General features: G+C 67.9%; 17 protein-coding genes. 9 read left to right on the forward strand and 8 right to left on the reverse strand.

Translation table 11 applies throughout. From position 1 onward, the window contains the following. Window positions 1–58: 58 nt before the first annotated feature. The 3 genes from ACNAVT_RS14910 to ACNAVT_RS14920 form a co-directional block, all read right to left on the reverse strand. On the reverse strand, window positions 59–895 hold the full coding sequence (locus ACNAVT_RS14910) for a DUF4352 domain-containing protein (RefSeq protein WP_416296624.1): 837 nt from the start codon (window positions 893–895) through the stop codon (window positions 59–61). A 180-nt stretch (window positions 896–1,075) separates the two neighbouring features. Continuing rightward, window positions 1,076–2,245 (reverse strand): ATP-dependent DNA ligase, encoded by a 1,170-nt coding sequence (locus tag ACNAVT_RS14915; RefSeq protein ID WP_416296626.1) that lies wholly within the window; start codon window positions 2,243–2,245, stop codon window positions 1,076–1,078. 131 nt (window positions 2,246–2,376) lie between these two features. Next, window positions 2,377–2,613: a hypothetical protein gene (locus ACNAVT_RS14920; protein ID WP_416296628.1), complete on the reverse strand. Its 237-nt coding sequence runs from the start codon at window positions 2,611–2,613 to the stop codon at window positions 2,377–2,379. 119 nt (window positions 2,614–2,732) lie between these two features. Between ACNAVT_RS14920 and ACNAVT_RS14925 the strand changes: the two genes are divergently transcribed. The 4 genes from ACNAVT_RS14925 (at window position 2,733) to ACNAVT_RS14940 (ending at window position 12,584) form a co-directional block, all read left to right on the forward strand. Continuing rightward, window positions 2,733–6,038: a helicase-related protein gene (locus ACNAVT_RS14925; RefSeq protein WP_416296630.1), complete on the forward strand. Its 3,306-nt coding sequence runs from the start codon at window positions 2,733–2,735 to the stop codon at window positions 6,036–6,038. Further along, window positions 6,035–8,824 carry a hypothetical protein gene (locus ACNAVT_RS14930; RefSeq protein ID WP_416296632.1) on the forward strand — a complete coding sequence of 930 codons (2,790 nt, stop codon included), beginning with the start codon at window positions 6,035–6,037 and terminating at the stop codon, window positions 8,822–8,824. The genes ACNAVT_RS14925 and ACNAVT_RS14930 overlap by 4 nt, the downstream gene beginning before the upstream one ends. A gap of 305 nt (window positions 8,825–9,129) precedes the next feature. Then, window positions 9,130–11,757, forward strand: coding sequence for a DUF499 domain-containing protein (locus ACNAVT_RS14935; RefSeq protein ID WP_416296634.1), 2,628 nt, complete (start codon window positions 9,130–9,132; stop codon window positions 11,755–11,757). A 374-nt stretch (window positions 11,758–12,131) separates the two neighbouring features. Continuing rightward, window positions 12,132–12,584, forward strand: a complete 453-nt coding sequence (locus ACNAVT_RS14940; RefSeq protein WP_416296790.1) for an endonuclease domain-containing protein — start codon at window positions 12,132–12,134, stop codon at window positions 12,582–12,584. 128 nt (window positions 12,585–12,712) lie between these two features. Here ACNAVT_RS14940 and ACNAVT_RS14945 read toward each other — a convergent pair whose 3' ends face one another. Together ACNAVT_RS14945 and ACNAVT_RS14950 are read right to left on the reverse strand one after the other, a co-directional pair. Then, window positions 12,713–13,729: a competence protein CoiA family protein gene (locus ACNAVT_RS14945; protein ID WP_416296636.1), complete on the reverse strand. Its 1,017-nt coding sequence runs from the start codon at window positions 13,727–13,729 to the stop codon at window positions 12,713–12,715. Between the two features lie 213 nt (window positions 13,730–13,942). Beyond that, a complete protein-coding gene (locus tag ACNAVT_RS14950) occupies window positions 13,943–14,560 on the reverse strand; it encodes a hypothetical protein (RefSeq protein ID WP_416296638.1) in 618 nt (205 codons plus the stop codon). A gap of 166 nt (window positions 14,561–14,726) precedes the next feature. Here ACNAVT_RS14950 and ACNAVT_RS14955 point away from each other — a divergent pair, with 166 nt between their 5' ends. The 5 genes from ACNAVT_RS14955 to ACNAVT_RS14975 are packed head-to-tail and all read left to right on the forward strand — an operon-like array spanning window position 14,727 to window position 19,574. Further along, complete coding sequence (locus tag ACNAVT_RS14955; protein ID WP_416296640.1) at window positions 14,727–15,041, forward strand: hypothetical protein; 315 nt, start codon at window positions 14,727–14,729, stop codon at window positions 15,039–15,041. 3 nt (window positions 15,042–15,044) lie between these two features. Next, window positions 15,045–16,922, forward strand: a complete 1,878-nt coding sequence (locus ACNAVT_RS14960) for a hypothetical protein (protein WP_416296642.1) — start codon at window positions 15,045–15,047, stop codon at window positions 16,920–16,922. Further along, complete coding sequence (locus ACNAVT_RS14965; protein ID WP_416296644.1) at window positions 16,919–17,149, forward strand: hypothetical protein; 231 nt, start codon at window positions 16,919–16,921, stop codon at window positions 17,147–17,149. The genes ACNAVT_RS14960 and ACNAVT_RS14965 overlap by 4 nt, the downstream gene beginning before the upstream one ends. After that, complete coding sequence (locus ACNAVT_RS14970) at window positions 17,142–17,369, forward strand: hypothetical protein (protein WP_416296646.1); 228 nt, start codon at window positions 17,142–17,144, stop codon at window positions 17,367–17,369. The genes ACNAVT_RS14965 and ACNAVT_RS14970 overlap by 8 nt, the downstream gene beginning before the upstream one ends. Before the next feature lie 3 nt (window positions 17,370–17,372). After that, window positions 17,373–19,574 carry a phage minor head protein gene (locus ACNAVT_RS14975; protein WP_416296648.1) on the forward strand — a complete coding sequence of 734 codons (2,202 nt, stop codon included), beginning with the start codon at window positions 17,373–17,375 and terminating at the stop codon, window positions 19,572–19,574. Window positions 19,575–19,873: 299 nt separating this feature from the next. Here the strand turns inward: ACNAVT_RS14975 and ACNAVT_RS14980 are convergent, their stop codons facing one another. The 3 genes from ACNAVT_RS14980 to ACNAVT_RS14990 all read right to left on the reverse strand — a co-directional run bounded on the left by ACNAVT_RS14980 (window position 19,874) and on the right by ACNAVT_RS14990 (window position 24,567). After that, on the reverse strand, window positions 19,874–20,752 hold the full coding sequence (locus ACNAVT_RS14980) for a hypothetical protein (protein ID WP_416296650.1): 879 nt from the start codon (window positions 20,750–20,752) through the stop codon (window positions 19,874–19,876). A gap of 13 nt (window positions 20,753–20,765) precedes the next feature. Further along, window positions 20,766–22,616 (reverse strand): caspase family protein, encoded by a 1,851-nt coding sequence (locus ACNAVT_RS14985; RefSeq protein ID WP_416296652.1) that lies wholly within the window; start codon window positions 22,614–22,616, stop codon window positions 20,766–20,768. Between the two features lie 277 nt (window positions 22,617–22,893). Further along, window positions 22,894–24,567, reverse strand: coding sequence for a thiol-activated cytolysin family protein (locus tag ACNAVT_RS14990; protein ID WP_416296654.1), 1,674 nt, complete (start codon window positions 24,565–24,567; stop codon window positions 22,894–22,896). Window positions 24,568–25,166 lie beyond the last annotated feature (599 nt).

Here is a 25,166-nt window from a genome sequence, read left to right on the forward strand (position 1 = left end):
AGGATCTCCGGGGCTGTCGGCTGTCGTCGCTAGGTCACACTTGTCTGCGGGCGGCCGGTCAGAGGGTGACGACGGCGTCCTCGGCGAGGGTGAACAGGCCGGCGTCGAACGTGATGGTCTTGAGCTTCGTGCCCTTGGGTACGTCGAAGTAGACGTTCGCCTTCACCGAGTTGCCAGGGTTGATCTTGTCGAGGAAACCCTGCCCGTCGCTGTTGCCGTAGATCCCGGCCTCGCCGTCGGCCTCGTACTCGCGGCCGGCGCCGTCCTGGGCGGTGAGGGTGCCGTCGGCGTGGAAGGTGTGCGCGCTCTTGGTGACGTTCTTGACGGTCACGTTGACCTTGCAGAAGGTGCCCTGCGCCTTGGTGTTGAGGTACTTGCTGCCCACCTGGGAGATCCCGCACTTCACGCTGTTGACGGTGAACTCGAAGTCACCGCCGCGCACCTTGTCGCCGACGCCGAAGGTCTTCGGCTTGGCAGGGGCAGGCGCCGCGGTCGTCTCCGCCGGCTCCGGCTTGGCCGGCGTGGGGGCCGACGTGCTCGGGGCGACGGCAGCGGGGGCGGAGGTGCTGGGGCTGGCAGCGGGGATGTCGCTGCTGGCGGACACATCGGTCTTCTTGTCGTCGCCGCTGACCAGGCCCATCACCGTCGAGCCGCCGCAGCACAGCACCACGAACGCGCCGATGCCGATGAGGGTGGGGATCAGCCAGGGCCGCTTGCGGGCGGCGGGCGCCGGCGTGCCGGGCGGCGGCGGGAACTGGCCGGGCTGCTGAGGGAACTGCCCGGGCGCCGGCGGCGGGAACTGGCCGGCGGGCACCTGCGGGAACTGAGCGGTGGGCGGCATCGGCTGCTGGCCGGCCGGCGGCTGGTTCTGCGCAGGGTCGTAGGGGGTGGTCATTGAGTGGTGTTCTCCCAGGTCTTGGTTCGTGCTGCCCGGTTAGTTGAGCGCAATACTTTCCACTCTGGCACAATTTGCCTCGGGCAACGGTCCTCCGGCTGGCCTGACCCACACACCCGGTCAGCTCGAGAAACACCCGACCTGGTGACCCGGCCGTCAGCCGTTGAGCCACCAACTTGTTCACGCTCCGGCTGCGGCGTCCCAGAACGGGTCGGCCTCCTCGCCGAGCAACAGCGGCACGTCGTACACCGACAGGTCCAGCCGCGGACGCAGGAACCAGACCCGGTGGCGCCAGCGCCGGTGCTCGAAGGCGGTGTCCACCTCGATCTCAGCCACCACCGTCGGCTCCACCTGCACGTAGCGCAACGGCTCGGGCCGGTCCAGCTGCCCGATCCAGCTCGCGGGCAGCGGCTGCGGCCAGGGGTGCGCGACGATGCCCCGGCGTTGCAGCCGGGGTGGGGACAGCAGCGCCGCGAGCTCCCGGCGTTGGACCATCGCCAACGGGTGAGTCCTTCCCGTGTAGCGCAGGGATCCCCGTCGATCGAACCGGCCGAGGAGCAGGGTGCTCGGGTTGCCGAGGCTGCCGGTCACCCCGCCGACGATCGCCTCGGTCGCCGCGCGCACCCGGAACTTCTGCCATCCGCGCCGGCCGGGCTCGTACCGGCTGTCGAGGCGCTTGACGACCACCCCCTCGATCCCGGCCGCCGTGTAGGTGGTCAGCCAGTCGCCGGCCTCGTCCATGTCGGTGGTCTGCGGCGTGAGGGTCAGCTGCGCGGGCGCGGCCTCGAGCAGCTCCGCCAGCCGGGCCCGCCGCTCGAACAGCGGGGCGTTGATCACGACGTGGCCGCCGGCGTCGGCCAGCAGATCCCACATGACGTAGTGCGCCGGGTGTTCCCGCGCCATCATCAGCAGGCCCCGGCCGGCGGTGATCCGGCGCTGCAGCCGGGCGAAGCTGGTCCGCCCCCGATCCCACACGATCAGCTCACCGTCGAGGATCACCCCCGGCGGGAAGGTGTGGCGGATCGCCCGGGTGATGTCCGGGAAGTACGGGGTCAGGTTCTTGCCGGCGCGCGACTGCAGGTAGACGCCGGCCGCCTCGACGAAGGCGATAGCGCGGAAGCCGTCCCACTTGGGTTCGTAGGCCAGGCGCGGCCCCTGCGGCACCGCGTCCACCGGGGCCGCGAGCATCGGGGCGACCGGCCTGCGCAGCACCGGCTCGGCCCGGCCGAGGGTCACCCCGGCCGGGCCGAGCCGCCCTGGCTGCGCACCGTGCTCATCCGGCCCCCTGCCGCGATCGTGCCGGACCGGCATGGCGCCGCGGGCGCAGATCGGGCAGGGCGAATGGCTCAATACCCCTGACACGACGACGGCCCGCGCACGTCGGTCATGCGCGTGGATCTTAGTGATCATCAGCGGCATTGGTTGCCCTCAGACAAGCAGTGTCTCGAAGGCGACACGAGCCGTTCCGTCGACGGTAGCTGTTAGCCGGCCGCCTCCGAAGCGGGCTGCCGGTACTGGTAGACCTCGACGTCATCGAGCCTGTCCGCGAGGACGTAGACGTGCTCCACCGCAGGCGCGGCGACGTCGCCTGCCCCGACGTAGAAGTCAGTCTGAGGCAGCTTGACCACCGCCGGTGGGCTGCCGTCGGCGGCGACCTCCACGGGCATCAGTCTCCCGTCGACCGGTCCGCCCAGGAACCACGCCTCTACTGCCGCCATCCGGCCATCATGCCGCCCCGCGCTTCGCTGTGGTTGACATCCATCGCGGACGTAGACCACGGTGGGCGAGGGCGGACTTTGGCGGACCCGGGGGATCCAATTCGCCGGTCGGCGAGAGTATGCTGACGGCCGCCATTCCGGTGCTGCGGGCGTTGCCGGGAAAGACCGCGCCGCACGTGATGACGGGAGGGGCCGTGACGGGTGTGCACGTGAGCGTTGTGCCTGATCCAGGCGCGCAGTTGACCGTCGATGGCCAGCTCGTCACGCTGCTGGCGGTGACGCCGAACCTGTCCGGGGCCGATCTGGTCTTCCGTCGCAGCGATGGCACGCTAGATGAGGCGTCGTTGGATGCCGACGACCTGCGCCGCGCTCTAGTGCCCGTCAACGACGCCGGGGGACACCCGGAGCGCGCCTTGACCGGCCTGTGGGGCCGCTGGATGCAGTACGCGGTACCCCGCATCCGTTCCGCAGTGCTGGCCACCAGGCCGCTGCGACCGTATGCGCACCAGGACGAGGCTGTCTTCACCCACATGCTCGCCCAGCCGCGCCTTCGCTTCCTGCTCGCTGACGAGCCCGGCACCGGCAAGACCATCATGACCGGGATGTATATAGCCGAGGGGACGCGCCGCGGGCTGATCCCCGGGCGCACCGTCATCGTCGTCCCCGCTCACCTAGTGGAGAAGTGGCGGCGGGACCTGCGCCGGTACTTCGCCATCGAGGCTGACCGGCTCACGCCGGAGCTCGCCCGCGACCCCAAGGATCTCGACCCGCGCGTCAGCGTGTGGGTCGTCTCGGTCGATCTGTATACCTACAACCGTGACGTGCGGCGCAAGGTTGCAGGCACCCGGGCCTCCTGGTCGCTCGCGGTCTTCGACGAGGCGCACAGGCTGACCCCTACCTCCCAGTACCTGACCGCGGCCCGGGAACTGGCGGCCCGCACCCACCATCTCTTGCTACTCACCGCCACACCGCACCGGGGCAAGGAGCACTTCTTCCGCGGACTGCTCAACCTCCTCGACCCCACCCTCTATCCATGGGACCCGCGGCAGACCGAGTACGAAACGGCGCTGCGGCCGAGCACCCTGTCGTTCCTTCGCCGAATGAAGGAGGAGCTCAAGGACCTGGAGGGCCAACCGCTCTTTCCGCCGCGGTACGCCGAGACCGTCCCGGTCGACCTAACCGGCGCGGAGGAGACGGCCTACACCGCGGTCATGGACTACGTCGACAACTTCTACGGCGAGAACGCAACCCTCGCACGGTCCATCTACGGCAAGCGCGCCGCGTCGTCCGTCGTAGCGGCCGCAGCCACCATCCGCCGACGCGAGGCGGCGCTGCGCGGCCCGGCGAGCGGCCGCTCCGACGCGCCGGTCCCCGAAGAGTTCGTCGGTGACGGGGTCAACCTGCAGCTCGAGGTCGCCGACGACGAGGCGTGGCAGCGCGCCGAGGACGCGGTCGTCTCTGCCCGCAGCAAGGACAAGGCCAAAGAACTCGAGCGGATCCAAGCTGTCCTGGAGGCGCTCCGGCTGGCCACCGCCACCGGCATGCCGACCAAATGGCTGCGGGCGCGCGAGCTGATGGAGCGGCACGGGATCCGCCCCGGGGACGGCCAGCTGCTGGTGTTCACCGAGTTCGCCGACAGCGCGCGCTGGCTAGCCGGCACGTACGCCGACGCTGGCTTCACTGTCGAAACGCTCGAGGGCGCCGTGGGGCACCGGGAACGTGACCAGCTGCAGCAGCGGTTCCTCGACGGCGACTTCCAGGTGCTGATCAGCACCGACGCCGGCGGCGAGGGCATCGACCTGCAGAGCGCCCACGTCATGATCGATTGGGACATCCCCTGGTCGCTGGTCCGCCTCGAACAACGCATGGGCCGACTGCATCGCATCGGCCAGACCCGGCCGGTGCACATCTACCACCTGGTCGCGCCCGCGACCCGGGAAGGCCGTGTCCAAGAGGTCATGCTGCAAAACCTCGAGAACGCCGGCGACGCGCTCGGCGGCCGGATCTTTGACCTGCTGGACGCGACCGCCGCCCGTGCCGGGTTCGACTACGGCCGTGCGCTCGTCGAGGCGCAGAAGGCCGGCGGCGCAGGACGCATTTCGATGCCCGGCGCGCAGGAGTTGCTCGCGGCCGCCCGCGAACTCGTTGCCGACGAGGACAGGCTGCACACACCGGCGAACACCGACGCCGCGATGGCTCGGTTCCGCGCCGACCGGCTTGAGGCCATCAACCCGGTCATCGTGGATGCGTTCCTCGACCAGCTCGCCCGCTCCCACGGCTGGCTGCTCGGGCCGGGGCCGGCGAAGGGGATCCGCGAGATCACCTCCCGTGCCCCCCTGCCAGCCGCGCTCGGCGGCTCTACCCAGCGTCTTGTCGCCGCAGACGGCGCATCAGTGCGACAGGCGATCAACGACGGCTCACAGGGCTTGGATGACGTCGTCGTTCTAGGCCCGACTGAGGAACCATTCGCCGAATTGGTCGACCTTGCGCTGCACGACGGTGAGGCTGAGCTGATCCGCGGCACCCACCTGGTCGACACCGCCGCCCTGACCGGCTACACGCTGCTCGTCTACGACTCTGAGGTCGAAGTCCACGACGGCCTCCGACGGCTACGCCGCAAGGCGCCGCTGCTTATCCGCTTCTCCGGCGCTGGAGCGTTCGAGGTGGCCTGGGAATCGCTGATGACCCTGCGGCCCGGCACCGCGGACGCCGCTGGCGGCACTCTCACGCCAGCCATGCGCATCGAGGGGCTGGCACAGGCGCAGGCAGCCCTGGCGCGGGAGGTCGACCGGCAGCGTGCCGAACGGACGGCGTGGGTGGAGAAGGCCCGCGAGCAGCTCGACCAGGTCGAGTATCGCTACCTCGACGAGCTTGACGAGCTTCCTGCCGAGCTCCGCCGCGAGCGGCGCGAGCAGTTCGCAGTCCTGAAGGCCGAGCGCGTCCGGCAGCTCGAGGACATCGGCAAGGTCACCGGCACCGCCCCCCGCCTCGTCGGTTGGGCGCACGTCGTCGCCGGCGCCCGCAGCGCCGAGCTCGGCTACGACCCCGACAGCGAGCGCGCCGCCGTAGCGACCGTCCTCGACGAGCTCGAGCGCCTCGGCTACGCCGTTGACGACCGGCAGACCGCCGGCGTCGGTTACGACCTGTTCGCCCGCCACCGCAATGCTGGCGAGCAACGCCTGGTCGAGGTGAAGGGCTTCCAAAGCAATCTCCAGGCGGTGTGGCTCGAGCAGCACGAGTGGGCGCAGGCTCAGCAACGCGGCCAGGACTACTGGCTATACGTTGTCATCAACTGCGCGACCGCGCCCACGGTCGTCGTCCGCGCGCAGGATCCCGCCGGGCAGCTGTCCACCGGGGCGCGGCGCATCGAACGGTTCCAGATCAAGGTGGCCGACCTGAGACGGCTGATGAAAGGCGAGCAATGAGTGTCGACGAGGTCAAGCCGACTTACGCGCCGGCCGATTCCAGCAGGGCAGGCGACGTGCGCGAGCGGCTGATCGACCACTGGTTCCCCTGCACCGCCGTTGACGCTGCCGTTGGGACGCCCGCCGGGTCGGGCCGTAGCGAGAAGGCGATCTTCCCGTGGTTCGCGTCCCGTCCCATCGCTCAGGCGCGCGCCGCTGTCCTCACGACGCTGCTACCGAACGACGATGGGCTCCGGAAGTTTGTCGAGGCCGCCGTGCGCACTGGCTCCTCCGAGGCGTTCGACAGGCTGGCGGAATGCGTGGCCGACAACTACGAAGGCCGCACGCCCGTGGTCGTCGATATCTTCTCCGGTCGCGGCATCATCCCGCTCGAGGCGGCACGAGTAGGCGCAAAGGCCGTCGGCACCGATCTGAGCCCGGTGGCCACGCTCGCCGGACGCCTCCTCGCCGACTGGGCGATGCGGGACTGGTCCGCCGAACCGCCGCTGCCGTTCAACAGCGACGCTCCTCTGGAGCTGGTCAGTGTCGACCGACTGGTTGTCGACGTACGGCTATTTCACGAGGAGGTCGGCCGGCGGACCCGCGAGGCGCTTGCCGACTTCTATCCGGTGAACCCGGACGGTCGCCGACCATGGGGCTACCTCTGGACAGTGACGATGCCTTGTGACCAGTGCCGTCGGCGATTCCCGCTCCTCGGTAGCTACACGCTGCGTCAGCCCTATCACCGCACTCAGGACCTCGGTCAATCGATGAGCCTGGTCACCGACGGGGACACCTGGCGTGTGGACGTCGTCGATGGTCCGGCGACCGGCCAGCCGACCTACGCCTCGGCCGGCAAGAAGGGCAAAAGCGCGCGCTGCCCCTTCTGCAGTCACGTGCACAGCTTGGAGACCGTCAAGGCGAAGGGCTTCGCCGACCAGTACCGCGACGAGCCACTCGTTGCCGCCGACTTCGCCGCCGGCGACGCCGATATCAAGAAGCATTTCCGGGTCCTGAGGGACGACGAGCGGCAGGCCGCTTTGACAGCCAACCCGCGCACGCTGCCAATGGCCGGGCAACTGACGGCCATCCCCGACGAGGCCATCCCCGCCGGAAATGTGCACACCGTCATGGCCAGCGGCTACGGCTACACCAACTATGGCCAGCTCATGTGCGACCGGCAGACGCTGCTGTTTGCCACACTGGCCCAGCAAATCCGGGCTTGCCACGAGGACGTGCTCGCGGCGGGTGCGTCCGACGACTACGCGCACGCACTTGCGAGCTTCACTGCCGCGACCTTAATGCGGATGATCAAGCGGGCGACGCGTGGCGCCCGCCTCCACCCCCACGGACGCCCCGACGGCACCAGTCAGAACCGGGTCCAGATCGACCACATCTTCTCGAACGAGGCAAGCCTGGCGTTCAACTTCGACTTCTTCGAGGCCGGTATCGAGGGTGGCCCAGGAACGTGGCGCAGCATTTCGGAGACAGGGTTGAAATCGCTCGCTGCTCACGTCCGTGGCGCGAGGGGCAAACCTGCTCGGCTTCGGCAGGCGAATGCGATGGCGCTGCCGTTCCGCGACGGCACCGTCGATGCCGTGGTCACGGACCCCCCGTACTACGACATGATCGAGTACTCCGACGCATCGGACTACTTCTACGTGTGGCTGCGCCGGATCCTCGTCGACGTTCAGCCGGACCTGTTCGCCGAGACTATCGGCACCGAGGTCGCTCCCGATCTGCAGAACAAGGATGACGAGATCATCGTCCGCCGCGTATTCAACGGCGGCGTCCGGCACGACCGCGAGTTCTATGAGCGGTCGCTCTCCCGGGCATTCCACGAAGCACGCCGGGTACTTCGATCCGACGGGCACCTTGTCGTCGTCTTCGGTCACTCCGACCCTGACGCTTGGCTCCGCTTGCTGGGCGCTCTGCGTGACGCTGGCTTCGTCGTAACCAGCGCGTGGCCGTCGCGAACGGAGACATCGAACACGGGCGTCGCCAGCATCAAGGTGACGGTCACGATCGGGTGCCGGGTAGCGGCCCCGCAGCGGCCCATCGCTACCGCGGCGCAGGTTGACCGTGAAGTCGCGACGGCTGCTAAGGCCGCGGTGAAGCAGTGGGACGCCGACGGCCTGGCGCTCACCGATCAGCTCATGGCTGCGTACGGCCCAGCGATGGAGGTCTACGGCCGGTACAGCTCCGTGTTGCTGCCAAACGGTGAACAGGCCAGCCTCGACCGCTACCTCACCCTGGCGCGAACCTCCGTGCGAGACGCAACCGCGCTCAAGCTCGACCAGTTGCCCTTGGAGACCTTCGACGCCCCGACCCGGTTCGCCGTCTTCTGGCAGCGGCTCTACGGCCGGACGGACGTCCCGAAGGGGGAGGCCCGGTTCCTCGCACAGGCCGACAACCTGCGGCTGGAGGACATGCGCGGTGCACTGCTGACCGAAAGCAAGAGCGGGTTCAAGCTGCGCTTGGACGCCCCAGACTCGTTCAGCGACCGGTCTTCGACCTTCGAGATCGCCCGGGTAATGGCGAAGGCCTGGGAAGAAGGCGGCAGCGAAGCGGTGGCCGCCATGCTTGCGAAGGCAGACAGGCAGGCCAACGACGCACACCTGTGGGCAGTCGTCGCCGAGATAGTGCGGCAGCTGCCAGCAAGTGACCCGGTCGCAAAGGCACTCACGGCGGTGCAACGCAACGCCGGAACCATCGGCACCATGATTCAGTACGCCGCCGCGGCCGCTGAGAGAGAGGCTGAAGCCCAGGCCCAGCTGCCGTTGCCCTTCGAGGAGGACCTGTCGTGACAACCACCGCCACAACTTCTCCCCATTGGGCGGACGTCCTCGAGCTGCGCCCCGAGGTGCGCGCCTCCGACGGATCCATCGGCGAGCTGCAGATGAGCCTGTACAAGGCCGTCTACCAGACCATCGACGTGCCCTACCGCAAGGTCGGCTACTACGGCGACATCACGGAGCCCACCCCGAACCTCGTCGGGTTCTTCGCCCGGGTCGCCCGTCGGCTCGGCACCGGAGCCGACGCTCCGGCCCTGTTCCACCTCGACCAGGGGATGGGTGGCGGTAAGAGCCACGCCCTGGTCGGGCTGTACCACATGGCCAACAGCCCGGAGGAGTTCTTCGCCACCGAGCTCGGCCAGCGGGTGTACCAGGAGGCGGCACGGGGGGCGGCAGCCGTGGACCTCGCCGGCGCGACCGTGGTCACGCTGACTGCGGACTACTTCAGCCCGGGGAGCACGAACGAGGTGTTCGGTCCGGCGACCAACCTGTTCGAGCGGTTTGTGTGGGCGCTGGTCGGCGGCGACATGGATCGCTACAAGCGCTACGTTGCCGCCGGCCCGAACAAGGGCACGATCCAGCAGGCGCTGACTGAGAACGGCCGGCCGGTGCTCATCCTGCTGGACGAGCTCATGGACTACGTCCTGGCGCTCTCCGACGCGGCGCACATCGACACCATGCCGAGCGAGAAGGCGTTTCTGAACGCGTTGTTGGACGCCTGCGACGACGTGCCCCGGGTGGCGTTCGTCGTCGTCATGATCCGCTCGGAACTGGACGAGCGCGGTTACCCTCCGCAGGCTCTCGATTTCCGGGACTATGTCGCTGCTCGGCTTGTCCGTAACGGCCAGACCGTCGCCGTCACCGAGGCGCAGGACTTCTCCGCCATCATCCGCCGACGGCTGTTCGAGCTTCCCGACGGTGAGCTGCCCATCCACGACCTGGCCCGCCGGTACGTGGCCGCGGCTGAGCAGGCCTGGCGCGACAAGGCGTTCGAAAAGCTTGGACCCAACCGTGGCCTGTCCGGCTTCGAGGAGAGGACTGGGGCCAGCTATCCGTTCCATCCTGAGCTGATGCGGCTGGTCCGCGAGGAGTGGGCGCAGGTCAGCGGATTCCAGCGGGTCCGTTCCACCGTCGCCATCTTCGCCCGCACCGCCCTGCATTGGGTGACCGAGCACAAGGCCGGGCGGTGGTCGCCGCCACTGATCGGCGTCGGCGACATTCCGCTTACGGTGGCCCTTGAGCAGTTGCTGTCGTCTGGACTGCTGCTCGGCAATGACCGGGCCATCCAGGGCTACCGGGCGGTCGCTAGCACCGACGTCACCAGCACGGACGGCCGCACGGGTCGCGCCGTTGTCGTCGACGCAGCGCTTCGTCATGACGGCGTGGCCGTCGCGCAGCCCGCGCCAGCCGTCCGGATGGCTACCGCCCTGCTGTGCTACTCGATCGTTGGCCGGCCTCAAGGCCGGCGCGGTGCGACGAAGGCAGAACTGTTGGCTGCCATCTTCGGGCCGGCTGGTGCCGCGGTGCCCTATCCTGCCGCCGACGAGGTGTTCAACAAGCTCACCGGCGACGAGGGTCTTGGCGCGCTGGAGGTCACCACGCCAACGAACGCGCCAGCAAGATGGCACCTGTCCATCAAGCAGACACTGCGGATGTACTTCACCGCTGCGATGGCGTTGGTGCCGCCCGAGGCCCGTGGGGAGCTGGTGTGGCGGGAGGCGCAGCGGCTAGCGTCGAAGGGCACCTTCGACGACCTCGTGCTTGTAGACAAGCCCGCTGACGACCGGGCGCCGTTGGACAAGGTGTTCGAGGGCGTCGACAGTGCCGAGAACCGTCTCGTGCTGCTGGATCCGCGCCGATGGACACTGCTGAACGGCAAGGACTCGGCCAGCCGTGACGACATCACCGCACTGCTCGGGCTCGGTGACCACCCGCTGCGCGTCGACAACGCTGCCAGCTGCGTGGTCGTCTGTGTGAATACCCAGCGCCGCGACATTGCACTGAAGCGGGCTGCGGAGGTTCTGGCCTGGCGCGAGGTGATCAAGCAGCTCACCGACGACACCGAGGACGAACTCCGGGACGCCCGCAGCAAGCACGACGACGCGGCGGGGAAGTTGCGCCGCGACGTCGAACGGGCCTACCAGCACTACGCCTACCTGGTTCGTGCCGGGGAACTGTACGTCGAGTTCAAGCGGTTCGACGACGATAGCAGGACCGCGCTCAATGGCGGCCACGTATGGACCGCGCTCGTGGAGGCGGGTCGAGCGACGCTGCCCACGGCGCTGTCCGCCAGCTACCTGGCCGCGCTCCTCGACGGCTTCAATCGTGCGCTGACCCCACGCGAGGTCGTGCAGTCGTTCTACAAGAACCCGTCATTCCCGCTGGTCACCTCCACGGACGAGATCCGACGCGTCTTGTTCGGGCTGCTGACCACCGGCTGGGAGCTCATCGACGCGGACGGGAACCCGCTGTCGATCACCGGCCCTGGACAGATCTCCATCAACTCGATCAGCCAGTCGCTGCGCCGCCGAGTCGAACAGCCAAGCCCAATCCCAAAGCCGCGCACACAACCTGCTGGCACGACGGTGCCCGCCCTCGTCGGGCCCGGGGGGGACGGGGGTGGCGCCACCCTCTTCGGGGGCGACGAGTACCGCGCCGACCCTGACCAGCCCGACCCCACGCCGCCGCAGCCCTCTGGGCCGACCGTGTACAAGCGGTACAAGATCGAGCTGACCAATCGCAGCATCACCGGTGCGGACAAGCGCGACCAGGCCTGGCAGCTACTCAAGGAGCTTGCGAAGGTCATCGACAGTGCCAACCCCGCCGACCATCAGCTGCTGAGCCTCGACCTGACCCTGGTGACCGCCGAAGGGGACCAGGGGCAGATTGAGGCCAAGGCTCAGGCTCTCGGTGCACAGGTACGCGTCGAAGACGACGACTTCTAGGGCTGATATCGAACCGTTCGACGTACAGGATGCGAGGTCCTGCTCGCCTGCATTGAGGAGGGGCCGTGGCCGTCAAGAGGGTCACGCTTCCGACGGATGACGCGTTCGCTCTTGCAGAGCGCCTACGCGTCCTCGTCGACCCCGAAATCCTTGCGGAAGTAGTGGACCGGCTGAGAGGTGCAGAGGAAGTTCTGACAAGCCGTTACCACCGCACCGGTACGTGTCCGGAGATGCTTCCGAGCGATCCGTTACCTCTTGCAACCGAGGCCGGCCTCGGAGAAGACGGGTTCTGGCACCCCCTGCATCCGGCGACCGGCATCCCGCTCTGCGATCATGCCCGAGGGCAGGAACCTGCCCCAGCGCTGTCGGCGCCAATGGAGAGGCAGCCGATACTCTCCACGCCACGAGCCGTTCGCTGTGCTCCACACCCAGTGAGCGGACTAGCAGAGGGCTGGCCAGCAGTGCATTGGCCAGGGTTTGCAGAATTTCCAGCAGCAGCGCCCAAGTCGTGGCCGACCCCGCGGCCACCCAAGTGGTTCATCTGGTACGTGCTCTACCCCCTACAGAACGGACGATGCGCCGCCTGCCACCGTCGAGCACCCCAATCGATAGACCATTGCCATGACACCTTCCTCGTACGCGGCCTCCTGTGCTCCGCCTGCAACAACGCCGAGAACAAGTGTTGGCATGACCCCAATTGCTTTGCCGACTATTACGCGAACCCGCCGGCGAAGCCCTTTGAATGGGTCTACCCCGTTGGATGCAGCCATGGATCCTTCCGGCCACCTGTCCAGATCAGGGTGAAGGGAGGGCTGGTGACCCCCTGACGTCCCCTGAAGCGGGCAGCGCTTGCAGGCTAGCGCTGCTCAGCGTAGCTCGTGATCGGACAAACGGCGTTTTGGAGCCTACTCGCCGCAGCGGAGGCGTGTCTCTATCAGGTCACCTTGGCTACCGTTCAAGGCTGTGTCGTTGAAGGGGTGCTAGTAGCGCAATGGCCCCGGCCCACGTCGATGCACCAATGCGGTCCTTCGATTTTGCGGCGCATGCCTGGGAGCGCGATGCCTCTGATGTCTCCACACATGCGTTGTTCGAGCATGAAGTTTCTGAGGAAGTAGTCCCCGAATAAGGCGTTGCATTGGGGGCAGGCGAAGGCCACATAGAAGTCGCCGACGGTCTTGCTGTAGCGCCGACCGAGCTTGGCTGGAGATACGCGGAGGCGGCGGGCTTCGGCGAGCACGGCGCGACGGACTTCCGCGGCTGCCTCTGGCTTTTCATCGCCCCATATGCTTCCGTCCTCCCGATGTTCGGCGGTCGTGCCGCACGGGCCGATGATCGTCTCACCGTCGACCGCCCAGACGATGGACATGCTGTCGCAGCGGTAGCAGGGATGTTTGAAGCACGTAACGTTCATGGTCGCCGGTTGGCCGTTGCTGACATGATCTCGGAAGCGGATTCGCCCCTTGAGGAGAGCGATCACCGCGTCGGCGAGCGGCATTTGGATGCCGCTGATGGATGTCGTGACAGCCTCGTCGGTGACGCTCACATGGAACACGGGCACGTCGGCGCTCGACGGCGTAACGCTGCGATCGTGGCGGCTGAACCATGCGCAGCGGATGCCCTCGGCCTTGTATTTGGCTTGCCGCCGCTCGTACTCGTCGCGCGACTGGGCGCTCCACTGCACCTCGAACGCGACCTTGCGGGCGCCTTGGACCGCGAGGACGTCCGCGACCCAGTTGCTTCCGCGTACTTCAGGCTCGGCGTCCCATCCAGCCGTCCGAGCGGCCGCGACGATGATGCTCTTGGCGCGGAGATGCTGACCGGTCTCGCTGGGATGGCTGGCGCAGTCTCCGGCGCTCTTGTGAGCAAAGTGCCGGACGCCGAGTTTGCTGGTTCGTAGGTAGCCAGCGAGGCCGCAGTAGGCAGCAGCACGTGCCTTCGGCCGGCGCGAACGTCCGCCTTGAGCGACTGCCACTCCTCATCCGAGAGCAAGGAGCTAACGGTCCGGCTTCCATCGACTAGCCCAAGCAAGGGCACGGCGGCTCCTTCGCAGGCAATCTTCGGGGTGCAGCCCTGAGTCCAGAGCTGCACCTCGAGCCATGGCGGCAGGACAAGCAGGATCGGCCGCGACCGATGGGCAGATATGCCGATGAGACTGTGCTCGATCGCCAGTAGACGGCGGCGACCATCAGCGCGATGGGACGGTCCAGACGAGCGGTGTGCCATCGTACGGTGAGTACTCCACCGACTCGATCCGCGTCTTCGGTGGCAACTCGAACGTCAGCCAGCCGCGCTTGCAGGCGCCCTTCCGCGGGGTGTCCACTGAGCTGACGGTGTCGGTGAGGTTGGGTGACCGCGCGCCCACCTGCACGTTCCAAAAGGTGTATGCGCGGGAGTCCGTGTCCACGAGCTGGAAATCGCTGACGCTGAAGCCGTAGCCGTCGGCGTTCACCGTCCCGTTGGAGCACACCTTGATGTCGGCGACCGCGAACTGCATGCCCTTGGTTCGGATGCGGGTAGCCACGTCGTTCTGCGCCTGGACGGGGAACTTGATGCTGTAGACGGTGATGTCGCCCAGTTCAGTCACCTGCTTCTGGCCCAGCTTCGGCTGGGTTGGCGCCGGCGGGCTCGTGCTTGCGACGGGCGATGGGGAAGGAGACTCGCTGGGGGACGGAGACGGGCTGGCCGAGGTGGTTGCGGTGGACGGCGTAGAACTGCCGGTAGCCTGCGGCTCATGGTCCGCGCTGCAGCTGGCAACGGCGAGCAGCGGGAGCGCCGCCGCCAGCGCGGCGAGGGGTCGCTTCATACCTTGATCATGGCAAAGCAGCTTCAAAGTTGCCTGTCGGCCATCCGACTCGTCGGCGTAGGCGAGCTAGCCAGCGGGGCCGGTTTGCGCCAAGCGCTCCTCGAACCGCTGCCGTCGTTCGTTGCCTGTGTATGCGGTCGCAGTCCCTCCGCCTATGCTCATATGTGTGGTGGGCTTCGTCCAGATCTTCGTGGTGCTGTTTGTGGTCGCCCGGCTGACGAGGCTGGTCACCGCCGACGAGATCACCCGCGCGGCCCGTGAGGCGGCGGCGCGGCGGCTGCCCGATGGCAGCCCGATCGCGTACCTGCTTTTCTGCCGCTGGTGCCTGTCGGTGTGGATCGCCGTCCCTGCGGCAGCTGGCTGGTGGGCGTTGTCGGTCGTGCCGCGCTGGTCCGGGCGCTGGTGGGTCGACGTGCCGAGCATTGCCCTCGCACTCTCCTACGCGACCGGCCTGCTGGTGCGCGCCGAGCCCGAGGAGTAGCGGATGGCGTGGTGGGGCACGAAGCCCAACGTCGACAGCGCGGTCGGCAAGGCGACCGCGGTCGTCGCGTCGGCGGCGAAGATGCGCTACGAGTCCAGCGGCAGCCTGCGCAAGGTCACCAAGCAGCAGTGGCAGGACGAGGCGTGGCGGCACTACGAGGAGTGCGGTGAGTTCGCGTTCCTCGTCGACCTGATCGCGAAGGCGATGGGCCGGGCCCGGCTGTACATCACGCAGGTCGACGACGAGGGCCGTCCGATGGAGACGCCCGACCAGGCGCCGGCGGGCGTCAACGAGACGTTCCTCGGTGGGCCTGGCCCGCAGGCCGAGCTGCTGCGCGACGCCGGGATCCAGCTCGGTGTGCCGGGCGAGTGCTACCTGATCGGCGAGCCGGAGCGCGACGCCGAGGGCAAGGCCACCGACCGGGAGCGGTGGTTCATCGCGTCGGTGGAGGAGCTGACCGAGCGGGCCGGGAAGTACGTCCTCGACCAGGGCGACGGGGCGCGCGAGTTGGAGCCTGAAGAGACGGTCATCGTGCGGATCTGGGTGCCGAGCCCCCGCAAGCACGCGCTGCCGTCGAGCCAGGTGCAGTCCAACCGGCGGGTGCTGCGGCTGATCGAGCGGCTGACGCAGTATGTCCAGTCGCAGATCGACTCACGGCTGGCCGGGGCGGGCATCCTGCTGCTGCCCAATGAGCTGAGCTTCGTCGCGCCCGAGCAGGAGGAGGACGCCGAGGACGGGGTGTCGTCGTTCCTGTCGACGCTGACGGAGGCGATGACCACCGCGGTGAAGGATCGCGACAGCGTGGCCGCCCTCGTCCCGATCGTGGTGCAGGGTCCCGCTGAGCATCTGGAGAAGGCCCGGCTGATGAGCTTCGCCACGGAGTTGAGCAGCGCGGTGCCGGCGATGCTGGACGGGGCGATTCGGCGGCTGGCGCTGGGCTTGGACGCCCCGCCGGAGATGCTGCTGGGCATGACGCAGGCCAACCACTGGGGTGCCTGGATGACCGACGAGGCGACGATCAAGTACCACGTCGAGTCGAAGCTGGAGTTGTTCTGCGCGGCGCTGACCGAGCAGATGTTGTGGCCGGCGCTGGAAGGCGCGCAGGGTGTGGCCGACCCGCGCCGGTGGATCGTCTGGTACGACACCAGCGAGCTGACGCAGACGCCGGATAAGGGCGCCGACGCGAAGGACCTGTACGGGCTGGGCGAGCTGTCCGGGGACGCGCTGCGCCGGGAGACGGGCTTCGGCGACGACGACAAGCCGACAGACGAGGAGCGGGAGCTGCGGCGGCTGCTGGAGATCATCCGCACGGTGCCGGCGGCCGGGCCGCTGCTGGTGACCCGGCTGCTGGAGGTCGCCGGGGTGAGCGTGCGGCTCGACCCGGAGGCGTTGAAGCCGCAGCCGAGCCAGGGCGAGCTGCCCGGCGGGGAGCCGCCCGCCGACGAGGATCCGGCGACGGAGCCGCCGCCGCCCGGCGACACCGAGGACCGCGGCCCGCCCGAGCAGAACGCGATCGCCGCTGCGGCGGCCGGGCCGATGAGCGCGCCGTTCGTCGCCGCGTGCGAGGTGCTGGCGCTGCGGGCGCTGGAGATCGCCGGCAAGCGCGCGCTGGGCCGGGAGAGGTACCGGCACCAAGGGTTGAAGGCGTGGGAGTACCACACGGTGCGCCCGGCCGCGCCCGCGTCGGTGCCCCGGCTCCTCGAGGGAGCGTGGACGGCCGTGCCGGCCGTCGCGGCGAAGCTCGACGTCGATGACGAGAAGCTGACGGCGGCGCTGGCCGCGTACATCGGCGGGCTGCTCGTCACGGGCGCGCGGCACGACGTCGACGAGCTACGCGAGCACCTGGCCGCCACCGTCGCCGGGGAGCTGGTGCCGGCATGAGCGTGACGATCCTCGCGCCGGACCTGGTGCTCGCCCACGGGTACGCCTGCCGGCGGTCCGGGCGCGGGAAGGGCTGCGAGCGGCTGCGGTGGACGATCTGCCGCACCTGCGGATGGTGGGGCGACCTGTGGGAGGGCGACCAGCCGCCGCTGACCGACGCCGGCCACGTGTGCGACCCGGACACGGTGGCGCGGCGCAACGAGGCGAGGAGGAGAACCGATGGCTGACCCGGAGAGCGTGACCCTGACCCAGCTGCGCGAGTGTTTCGCGTCGGTGGGCATCGACCTCGGCGGCGACTTCGTGAAGCTGGAGCTGCACGACGACGTGCTCATCGTCCAGCGGCTCATCCGCAGCCCGGCCGGGCTGCCGGTGTCCCGCCCCGACGGCGGTGTGCAGATCCAGGGCGTGCAGGTCGCCGTGGTCCCCGAGCCACCGGCGGGAGGCTGAGCCGTGGCCGAGCCGGACCCGTGGCTGCCGCTGCGCCTCGACCACGAGGCGCGGGTGGTGGCCGCCGAGCGGCGGATGCTGCGGGCCGCCCGGGCGGCGCTGCGCGCCTGGCTGCGCGACGCGCGTGCGGTGACGCTGCCGGTCACCGCGGCGGCCCTGCCGCCGGAACCGAGCGCCCTCGCCGGCGCCGGGCAGGCGTGGTTCGAGGCGATGACGGTGCACCTGCTCCCGGCGGCCGAGCAGACGTTCCTGGCGGGCGTGCGCGATGCGGGCGGCGACCTGGAGCTGCTGCGGGTCGCGCAGATGAAGGACGAGTACCTGGCGGCGCTGCCGCACCGGCTGGTCGGCGTGCCCGACAGCGCGTGGCAGCAGGTGACGGCAGCCGTCGCCGAGCTCACCGCCCAAGGCGCGAGCGTGCCGCGCATCCGCGACGCCATCGAGGCGATCCTGGGCGAGCGGTCGTGGGAGGACCGGGCGGTGACGATCGCCCGGACGGAGACGATCGGCGCGTACAACGCGGGGACGCTGACCGCCTGGCTGACCGCCGAGGACGTCCTCGACGAGAAGCTGGACAAGGTGTGGGTGGCCACGCACGACGAGCGGACCCGGCACGACCACCGGGACGCGGACGGGCAGCGGGTCGCCCTGGACGGCGTGTTCATGGTCGGCGGGGTGCCGATGCGCTACCCGGGCGACCCGGCCGCGCCGCCCGGGCAGACGGTGAACTGCCGCTGCACGATGATCGAGGTGGAGGCCGATGAGCCCCTGCCTGTGGTCCCGAAGCACCCGTGGCCCCGGCGTGACCGGGCCACCGGGTTGGACATCACGGTGACGGCGGCGGCAGCCGCGAAGGGTGGCAAGCAGATGGCGACGTGGAAGGGTGTGCTGGCGCCGCTGGGTGCCAAGTCGGGCGACCGGCGGATCTTCGCGGCGGACGGTGACTGGTCGTTCCGCGACCTGCCGCTGCCGCTGCGATGGGCGCGGGAGGACGCCCCCGGTCACGAGGGCGCGGTGACGATCGGCCGGATCACGGCCGGCGAGGTGCAGAAGAGCAAGCTGGCCGGGACGGGCGACTTCATCGACGCGGTGCCGGAGCTGGGCGAGGCGCTGGAGCTGCTGCGCGCCGGGGTGCTGTTCCCGAGCGTGGACCTGGACGACTTCGAGTTCATGTTCACCGACGAGAAGGGCACCCCGATCGAGGACATGTCCGACGAGGAGTGGGAAGCCTTCATGGAGGCCGGCGAGGAGCCGTACATCACGGTGACCCGGGGCCGGGTGATGGCGGTGACGCTCGTCGGCACGCAGGCGTTCCCCGACGCGAAGCTGGAGCTGGTCGACGACGAGGAGCCGGCTGACGGCGCGCCCTCCGATGAGGAGGAAAAGGAGGAAGAGCCTGTCACTGCGGCCGGCGCGGCAGCGACATCGAAGCAGGTCGCGCCGCTGTACCCGCCGCGCGCCTGGTTCGACGACCCGGGCCTGGCCGAGCTGACGCCGATCACCGTCACCGCGGACGGTTGCGTTTTCGGGCACCTTGCCGACCGGGACTGCCACCTGTCGTTCCTGGTCGGCGGGCAGTGCGTGGTGCCGCCGGAGGAGGGCGGCTTCGACTGGTTCCACCGACCGGAGATCCAGACCGCCGAGGGGGAGCTGGTGGCGGTCGGACACATCACGGCCGGCACCGGGCACGCCGACCTGCAGGCGAGCGCGGCGTCCGCCGTGGCGCACTACGACGACACGGGCACGCAGGTGGCCGTGGTGCGCGCCGGCCGGGACGCCCACGGCACCTGGGTCGCCGGGTCGCTGGTGCCGGAGGCCACTGACGAGCAGGTGCAGCTGCTGCGCCGGTCGCCGCTGTCGGGGGACTGGCGGTGGATTGGCGGGGCGCGCCAGCTCGTCGCAGCGCTGTGCGTCAACGTCGGCGGGTTCCCGGTGGTGCGCGGCCGTTCGTCGGGCGGGCGGGCCTACGCGATGGTCGCCTCCGGCTGGGCCGGCTGGAAGCCGTCGGATCCAGCCGACCTGCGGCGGGACAAGCCGCTGTCGCCGGCCGCCCTCGACGCGGCGGTGCGGCGCGCGGTCGCCGCGGGCTTCGCCGCCGAGCGGCAGCGCGTGGCCACTGCGGCGGCGGCCGAGCGGATCGCCGCGTCGATCGGCCGGGACCGCAAGGCGCTGGTGGCGGCGCTGGCCGCCGAGGTGCACGGGGAGTAGGGAAGACGACGGTGGGCTGCAACTGCGGCGCGAGACGCCGGGGCGCGACGGTGTGGGTGCTGTCCTACGGGGACGGCCGCGCGGGCGGCGAGTTCGCGTCGAAGACGGACGCGGAGATCGCCGACGTGCGCCGCGGTGGCGGCGGCACCATCCGCCAGGTGCAGAAGTAGACAGCGGTGCGGCGCCATCAGGGCGCAGCACCGTAACGTCTATGTCATAGGCCGCCACCCGCGGGGCAAGCGGCGCCTTGCGTGAACCCCGATGGACTTGCGCTCGTGTTCACGGCACTCGGCGGGTGCTCAACCACCGTTCGCCGCAGACACAGAGAGGGCTTCGCTGAGTCGCGTGCATACGATGCGATCGGAGAGGTATCCGACGATCCCGTGCGGGTTGTCCTCCGGGTTGTGAATGTCGTCGACGTTTTCGATGTCGGCCGGGAAGACGTCGCGGTCAAGCCTGGAGAAAAGTGCGACGGGGTCCCGCCGGTCCGCTGCGTTGAGCCATTTGCGCACCCCGCCAGGCATGCCGAGCGGCACCGGGAGGTACCGCTTGACCACGTCGATGCCGAGCGGCGAGCCGACAGTTAGAAACAATCGGACATCCACGGCTGGCAGCTCGGTACGTAGCACCCAGTAGGCGACGACCGATCCCAGCGAGTGCCCAACCATGACCACTGGGCCTTCACCGATATCGGCTTTGACCAAGCCGTTGATCTCCTTGGTCACGTGCGGCCGGGTGAGGTATGCGGCGACGTCCGTGGTGAGCAAAGGGAGCAACTCCCGCCCCAGCCATGGGATTCGGCGACTCACCAGTCGCCCGGCTGCTAGAACGAACGGCCAGTTCTGTGGGCCACGCGCCACGACCGCCTCACCTGCCTCAGCGCTGATCTCCTCGTCCGTGATTCCAGCCCTGTGGGCGATGTCCAGGACAAACTCGCCCTCCACTGGGTCGACTGTGTTGCCTGGCCCGCGCCGGACTACGTCACCTGGCGCTGGCCCGGCCTCGGTGAGTTCGTCGAGACGCCGCCCATAAAACGGCATCCGGACCTCTACCGAGGTATCTAGGGCCGGGCATCCCGCCAGCTCGAGACCGCGGGTGAGCGCGTTCTGCCATGACAGCAGCAGCTCGGTCGGATCCTTTCTGCCCTGGCTCCGGCCATGTACGAAGACCAACCGCATGGCATACCTCCCATCAGTTCGGGGCGCGGGGTGACTCGAAGGCGGAAGGTGAAAGCCGGGCTAGCTCGTACGCCAGGTCATCATTCATCCGCCGGAATGTGGTCCACGGGGAGGGCAGGAGCAACCGGCGCGCCGCACGCAGGACGCCCGGCACCGGCGTGCCGGAGCCGTCGAGCAGCGCCCATCCGCGGGACATCAGCGGGAAGCATGGCACCACGGCAACGTTTAGCTCGGCCGGCGTCCGGTCGGCGAGCAGGACCAGGTCGAAGGGTACATAGCCGCGCAGGCTTACCCGCCGCAGGAGGCTTTCGAGGTCATCCTGCCGCCCGCGCCGGTCGTAGTAGTAGGCCGCTAGGACTACCAGCGTCGGGTTGAGCAGCTCGTGCAGAGCCACCCGGAGACTCTCGTCCCGTGAATCCGGGTCGAATCGGCCCACATGGTCGTCGGCGCCGGCGCGCGCGACGACCCGTCGCATCTCTTCCAACGGCAGCCGGTTGTTGTCCACCGGTAGGTAGCCCAGGTGTTCAACCCCTTGAGAACCGACGGTGAGGGTGCCGACATAGCCCGGCAGCAGTGCGGTGCCCGTCCAACCGGTAAAGCCGGGGCGCTCCTGGTCGGGAAAGAGGCGCAACAGGACGGCGGCGGGGCCGCCCGCTCCCCGCAGGTGCCATGCGCCGGTTTCCTGAAACAGGAACGATGAGGAGTCCGCGGCCTCGACACGGGCCACCTCGGCGCCGACGACGGACGCGCCGGCACGGGTTTCGAAGTTGGCCCGGCCGATGGATGACGCGTAGTGGTTGGCAACCTCTTCAACGAACTGCTGCTCCGCCAGATGTGTGGGCTCATGCGCCGTCGAGGCCGGCTCCACCTCGCCAGGCACGTCCGGCGCCCGCGCCGGTCCTGCATCCGTCTCGCCGGGCCCAGCCCACCCGGGATCCTCGCCTGTACCCCCTTCGGCGGGCCCTGCCCACGCAACATCCTCGCCAGGTCCCCACAGCCACGTGGACTCAGCGTCCCCACTGTTTCGGACCCGCTGTCGGTCTGGTTCCTTCTTGGAGGATCCGTCTCCAGCCTCTGGCTCCGCAGTCGGTGGATCGCGGAGCCAGGACACCACGTTGGGCTCCCATTTGGACATTGGCACGCACTCTGGGATCTGCAGCACGTTCGCCTCGCGAGAGGCGAGGTCGCGGACCGCTTCCTCGAGGTAATCCCGCAAGGTGGTGGCCAGTACCGCCCGCGACGACAGGCCGCCCGCGACCTCGACGACCGCGCCGGGCGCATCCCCACGAAGCGCCGCCATGAGGCAACGGCTGAAGATGCCGAACGCCTTCGCCGCTTGCCCGTCCGGGATCTTCTCCATCGCCGCGTTACCGGCCCGTGTCGCGTAGAACTCGTCTACAGAAACGAGGGCCACAGACCGGATGGCTGGGAAGATTGATCCGCCGATCACATCCAACTCCGCCTTGCCGGCCGGGCTACGACAGGCGTCGGCGAAAAGGACGACGTGCGGAATGCCGGACTGCTGGGCGTGCCGTTGACTTAGCCGCACGTTCACCGCCTCGTTCGGGTTGTCCCGAGCCTCGCTCAGCAGCCACAGGTCGGCGCCGAGTCCCAAGGTCACCCCGTGACCGGCGAAGTAGACGAAGAGCTGTTGCACGTCCCGAGCCCGCGCTGCCTTGTCGATCACCCGGTAGATGCTGGCGAGCCGGACGGGCTCACCGCCGAAGTCGGTGATCTCCTCAACCTCGAAGCCCTGTTGGCGTGCCCAGGACGTGAACTCGGCGACGCCGTTCACGGCGCCGGGCAGCGGCACGAGGTCCGGGACCGATTTCACGCCGATCGCGACAGCAATCCGTCGGGCCATTAGCCACCCCCTGTGGCATCGCAGACTCAGGCCCGCCGCTACGGCTCTAAGCCCGGCATCCCAACACCATATATTCGCATCATCTACTCAAATTGAGAGCCACGTGTCTACTTGTCGGCTAATTGACACCACCAACCAGAGCTCCTGCGTGGCGCGGTCGCCATGGAATTGAGCCCTCGTCATCACGTCCGACCCGCCACTGTCTAAGGTCGGGTATGGGGTGACTCGTCCGGGGGTGCATTGAACTCTTCTTCCAACTCTGCGTAGTCTTTTTGCCTCAAATAAAGACACCGGCAGACCCAGCGTTTCCCCGCCGCACCTCTACTTGGCTGTGGAATTTACGCCAGTCATTTCCGTTGTATGGGTTATTGTCATTTATGTTGAGCAGAAGCCGGCCGCCTTTTCCGTTCGGCGGAGATCCTTCCCAGAAGGACCCTGCCTCGATCCAGCTGCCGGCGGCACCGCCGAACGAGATGACTAATGCGAATGCGGTTCCATCAGGCTTGGGGGCAGCATTATCGGCCTTGTGGCCCGGCCAGCCCTGCGGCCCATGTAGGCCGGCCAAAAAAATTCCCGACCATATCTCTCCACTGGTGCTTACAGTGACTTTGTCCCCCGGGTTTACGTTGATCCCGGTATCGATCAGTCCTCCGCCTGGTCCATCATAGGGGTAAAAGTGGGCACCTGAGACGTCTGCCCCTTGCGCGGACAGTGCATGAACGTATTCGGCCGACACCGCGACGCGTGCGAGCGTTCCGTCGGCGATGTGCCGGGCTGTGAAGGAAATCGGCGCACCAAGGTTCTGACTGTTGAACATCAGACCACTCTTGTAGACCTGCTGTAGCTCGCCAATGGGATCGGAGAGAGTCTGGAAATTGAGCCCTCCCGGAACCCCTATCGTATAGGCCTTAACCTGCGAATTCTCCATTACTTCCTTGAACCGGGCGTCCACTTGGCCGGTCAACGATGTGGCTCCTTGAACGTTTGCCTTAAGTGCGGCAGTGAGTTCAGAGCTGGAGAAGGAACCCTGAGCAGTCAAGCATATGAGCCGGCCATACTGGACACTGTCTATGAATAGGGGCGGATTGTCGGCGCCCACAAACGGGGCGATATCCTTGAATTGCACGGAATCATCCCAAAAACCTTTGGCCTGAGGTCCTCCAGGAGTGAAGGTTACCGAGTAGAAGACCTGTCGGATGACGGCAACGGCAACGCTCTGTTTATAGCTTTGCGTCAAAGCAGCGTTTGCGTCAACGCCGAAGCTAGAGCCCTTAACCGTAAAGCCCAGCTTGACGCCGGCCTCACGTAGAGTCGACGCCTTATCGACACCAACCTTGAGGATTCCCGGGGAATCGGTGGGATTGACTCGCTTGATAATCGCGCGTCGGGCCGCATCGACGCTGGCAGAGGAAGGCTCGCCCACCGGTTCGCTCTGCCCTACCCCAACCTGCCTTGAGATTAGGTCGGTAACGACGCTGATGCTGCCCGGTGCCCGTGGCAGCGGTCCAATTGGCGCTACATCACCCGCGAGGAGCGATCTGCCTTGAATGACTCGTCCTGGCCACACACCCATTGCCGCAATATCCTGCAGAAATGCCTGCTCCACGATCTCGTTAACCAAACGGCGGCGTTGTTCAGTCACGATGTAGGCTACGCCGCTTGCGTCAACCGTGGATTGCTGTGGGGGCGCTAGGTCGCTGGACCCAGTCACAACCGGTGGTAGCCGGCCGAGCTGGTCCAAGGCGGCCGACAGGCTTGGCGCCACGTTCAAGAAGCCTACTCCAGCGATCGCTCCGGCGCCGCCGGGGATCCCTGTTGCCCAAATGGGTCGAATGCCGTCGTGCCGAATGACAAGGTTTCCGTCATTCTCAAGTACGATGAAGGGATCAATGAAGGCCGGCCCCCATGTTCCGGAGCTCCAGCGGGCGATCCCATTCTTGTCGTACAGCACGAAATGTCCGTCGGCCTGCATGGCAGCTCGAACAGGACGCTGAGGCTCTGGGATCGCCCACGTATCAGTAGACCAGTATGCGGTGGAAGACCCAAAAGGAAAACGGCGAACGACTGCGCCGAACGGGCCAATTTGCACGCGTCCCGGTTGGTGTAGGGTTCCAATATTTGGAACCACAACGGGAGTCGTTCTCTGGTAGAGGACTAGATTTCCGTCTGCCTGCATTACGAGCTCGAACAGGCCGTTTGCTGACGTGAGCTTGGCGCCCACCTGGAGGAATTCCCCAGATCGAAGCCGATCACCCATGCTTAGCCCCTCTCCGCGTCGCCTGCGTGGCCGTGTTTTGGGTAAGCCCAGTTCCACCGTCCCCCGCTACTACTAGCGCGGTAAAGAACGCCGTCCCACCTATGCATGGAAGAGTCAAAGCGACAGCGGCTGAAATTTCGGTCATGCGCCTCTCTAGGCCTGCTGACCACCTTGCGCTGCGCAGGAGGCATTTGGCGTCGTTTGTCCTCCCGGACCTTTCCAAGATCTTTCGGCTGCCGTAGCCAATCAATCTTCTCGGCAAGGCGGCTGCTCGCCGCAGGCCCATCCCCGCA

Source organism: Micromonospora sp. SL4-19 (assembly GCF_047921475.1).
GTDB lineage: Bacteria > Actinomycetota > Actinomycetes > Mycobacteriales > Micromonosporaceae > Micromonospora.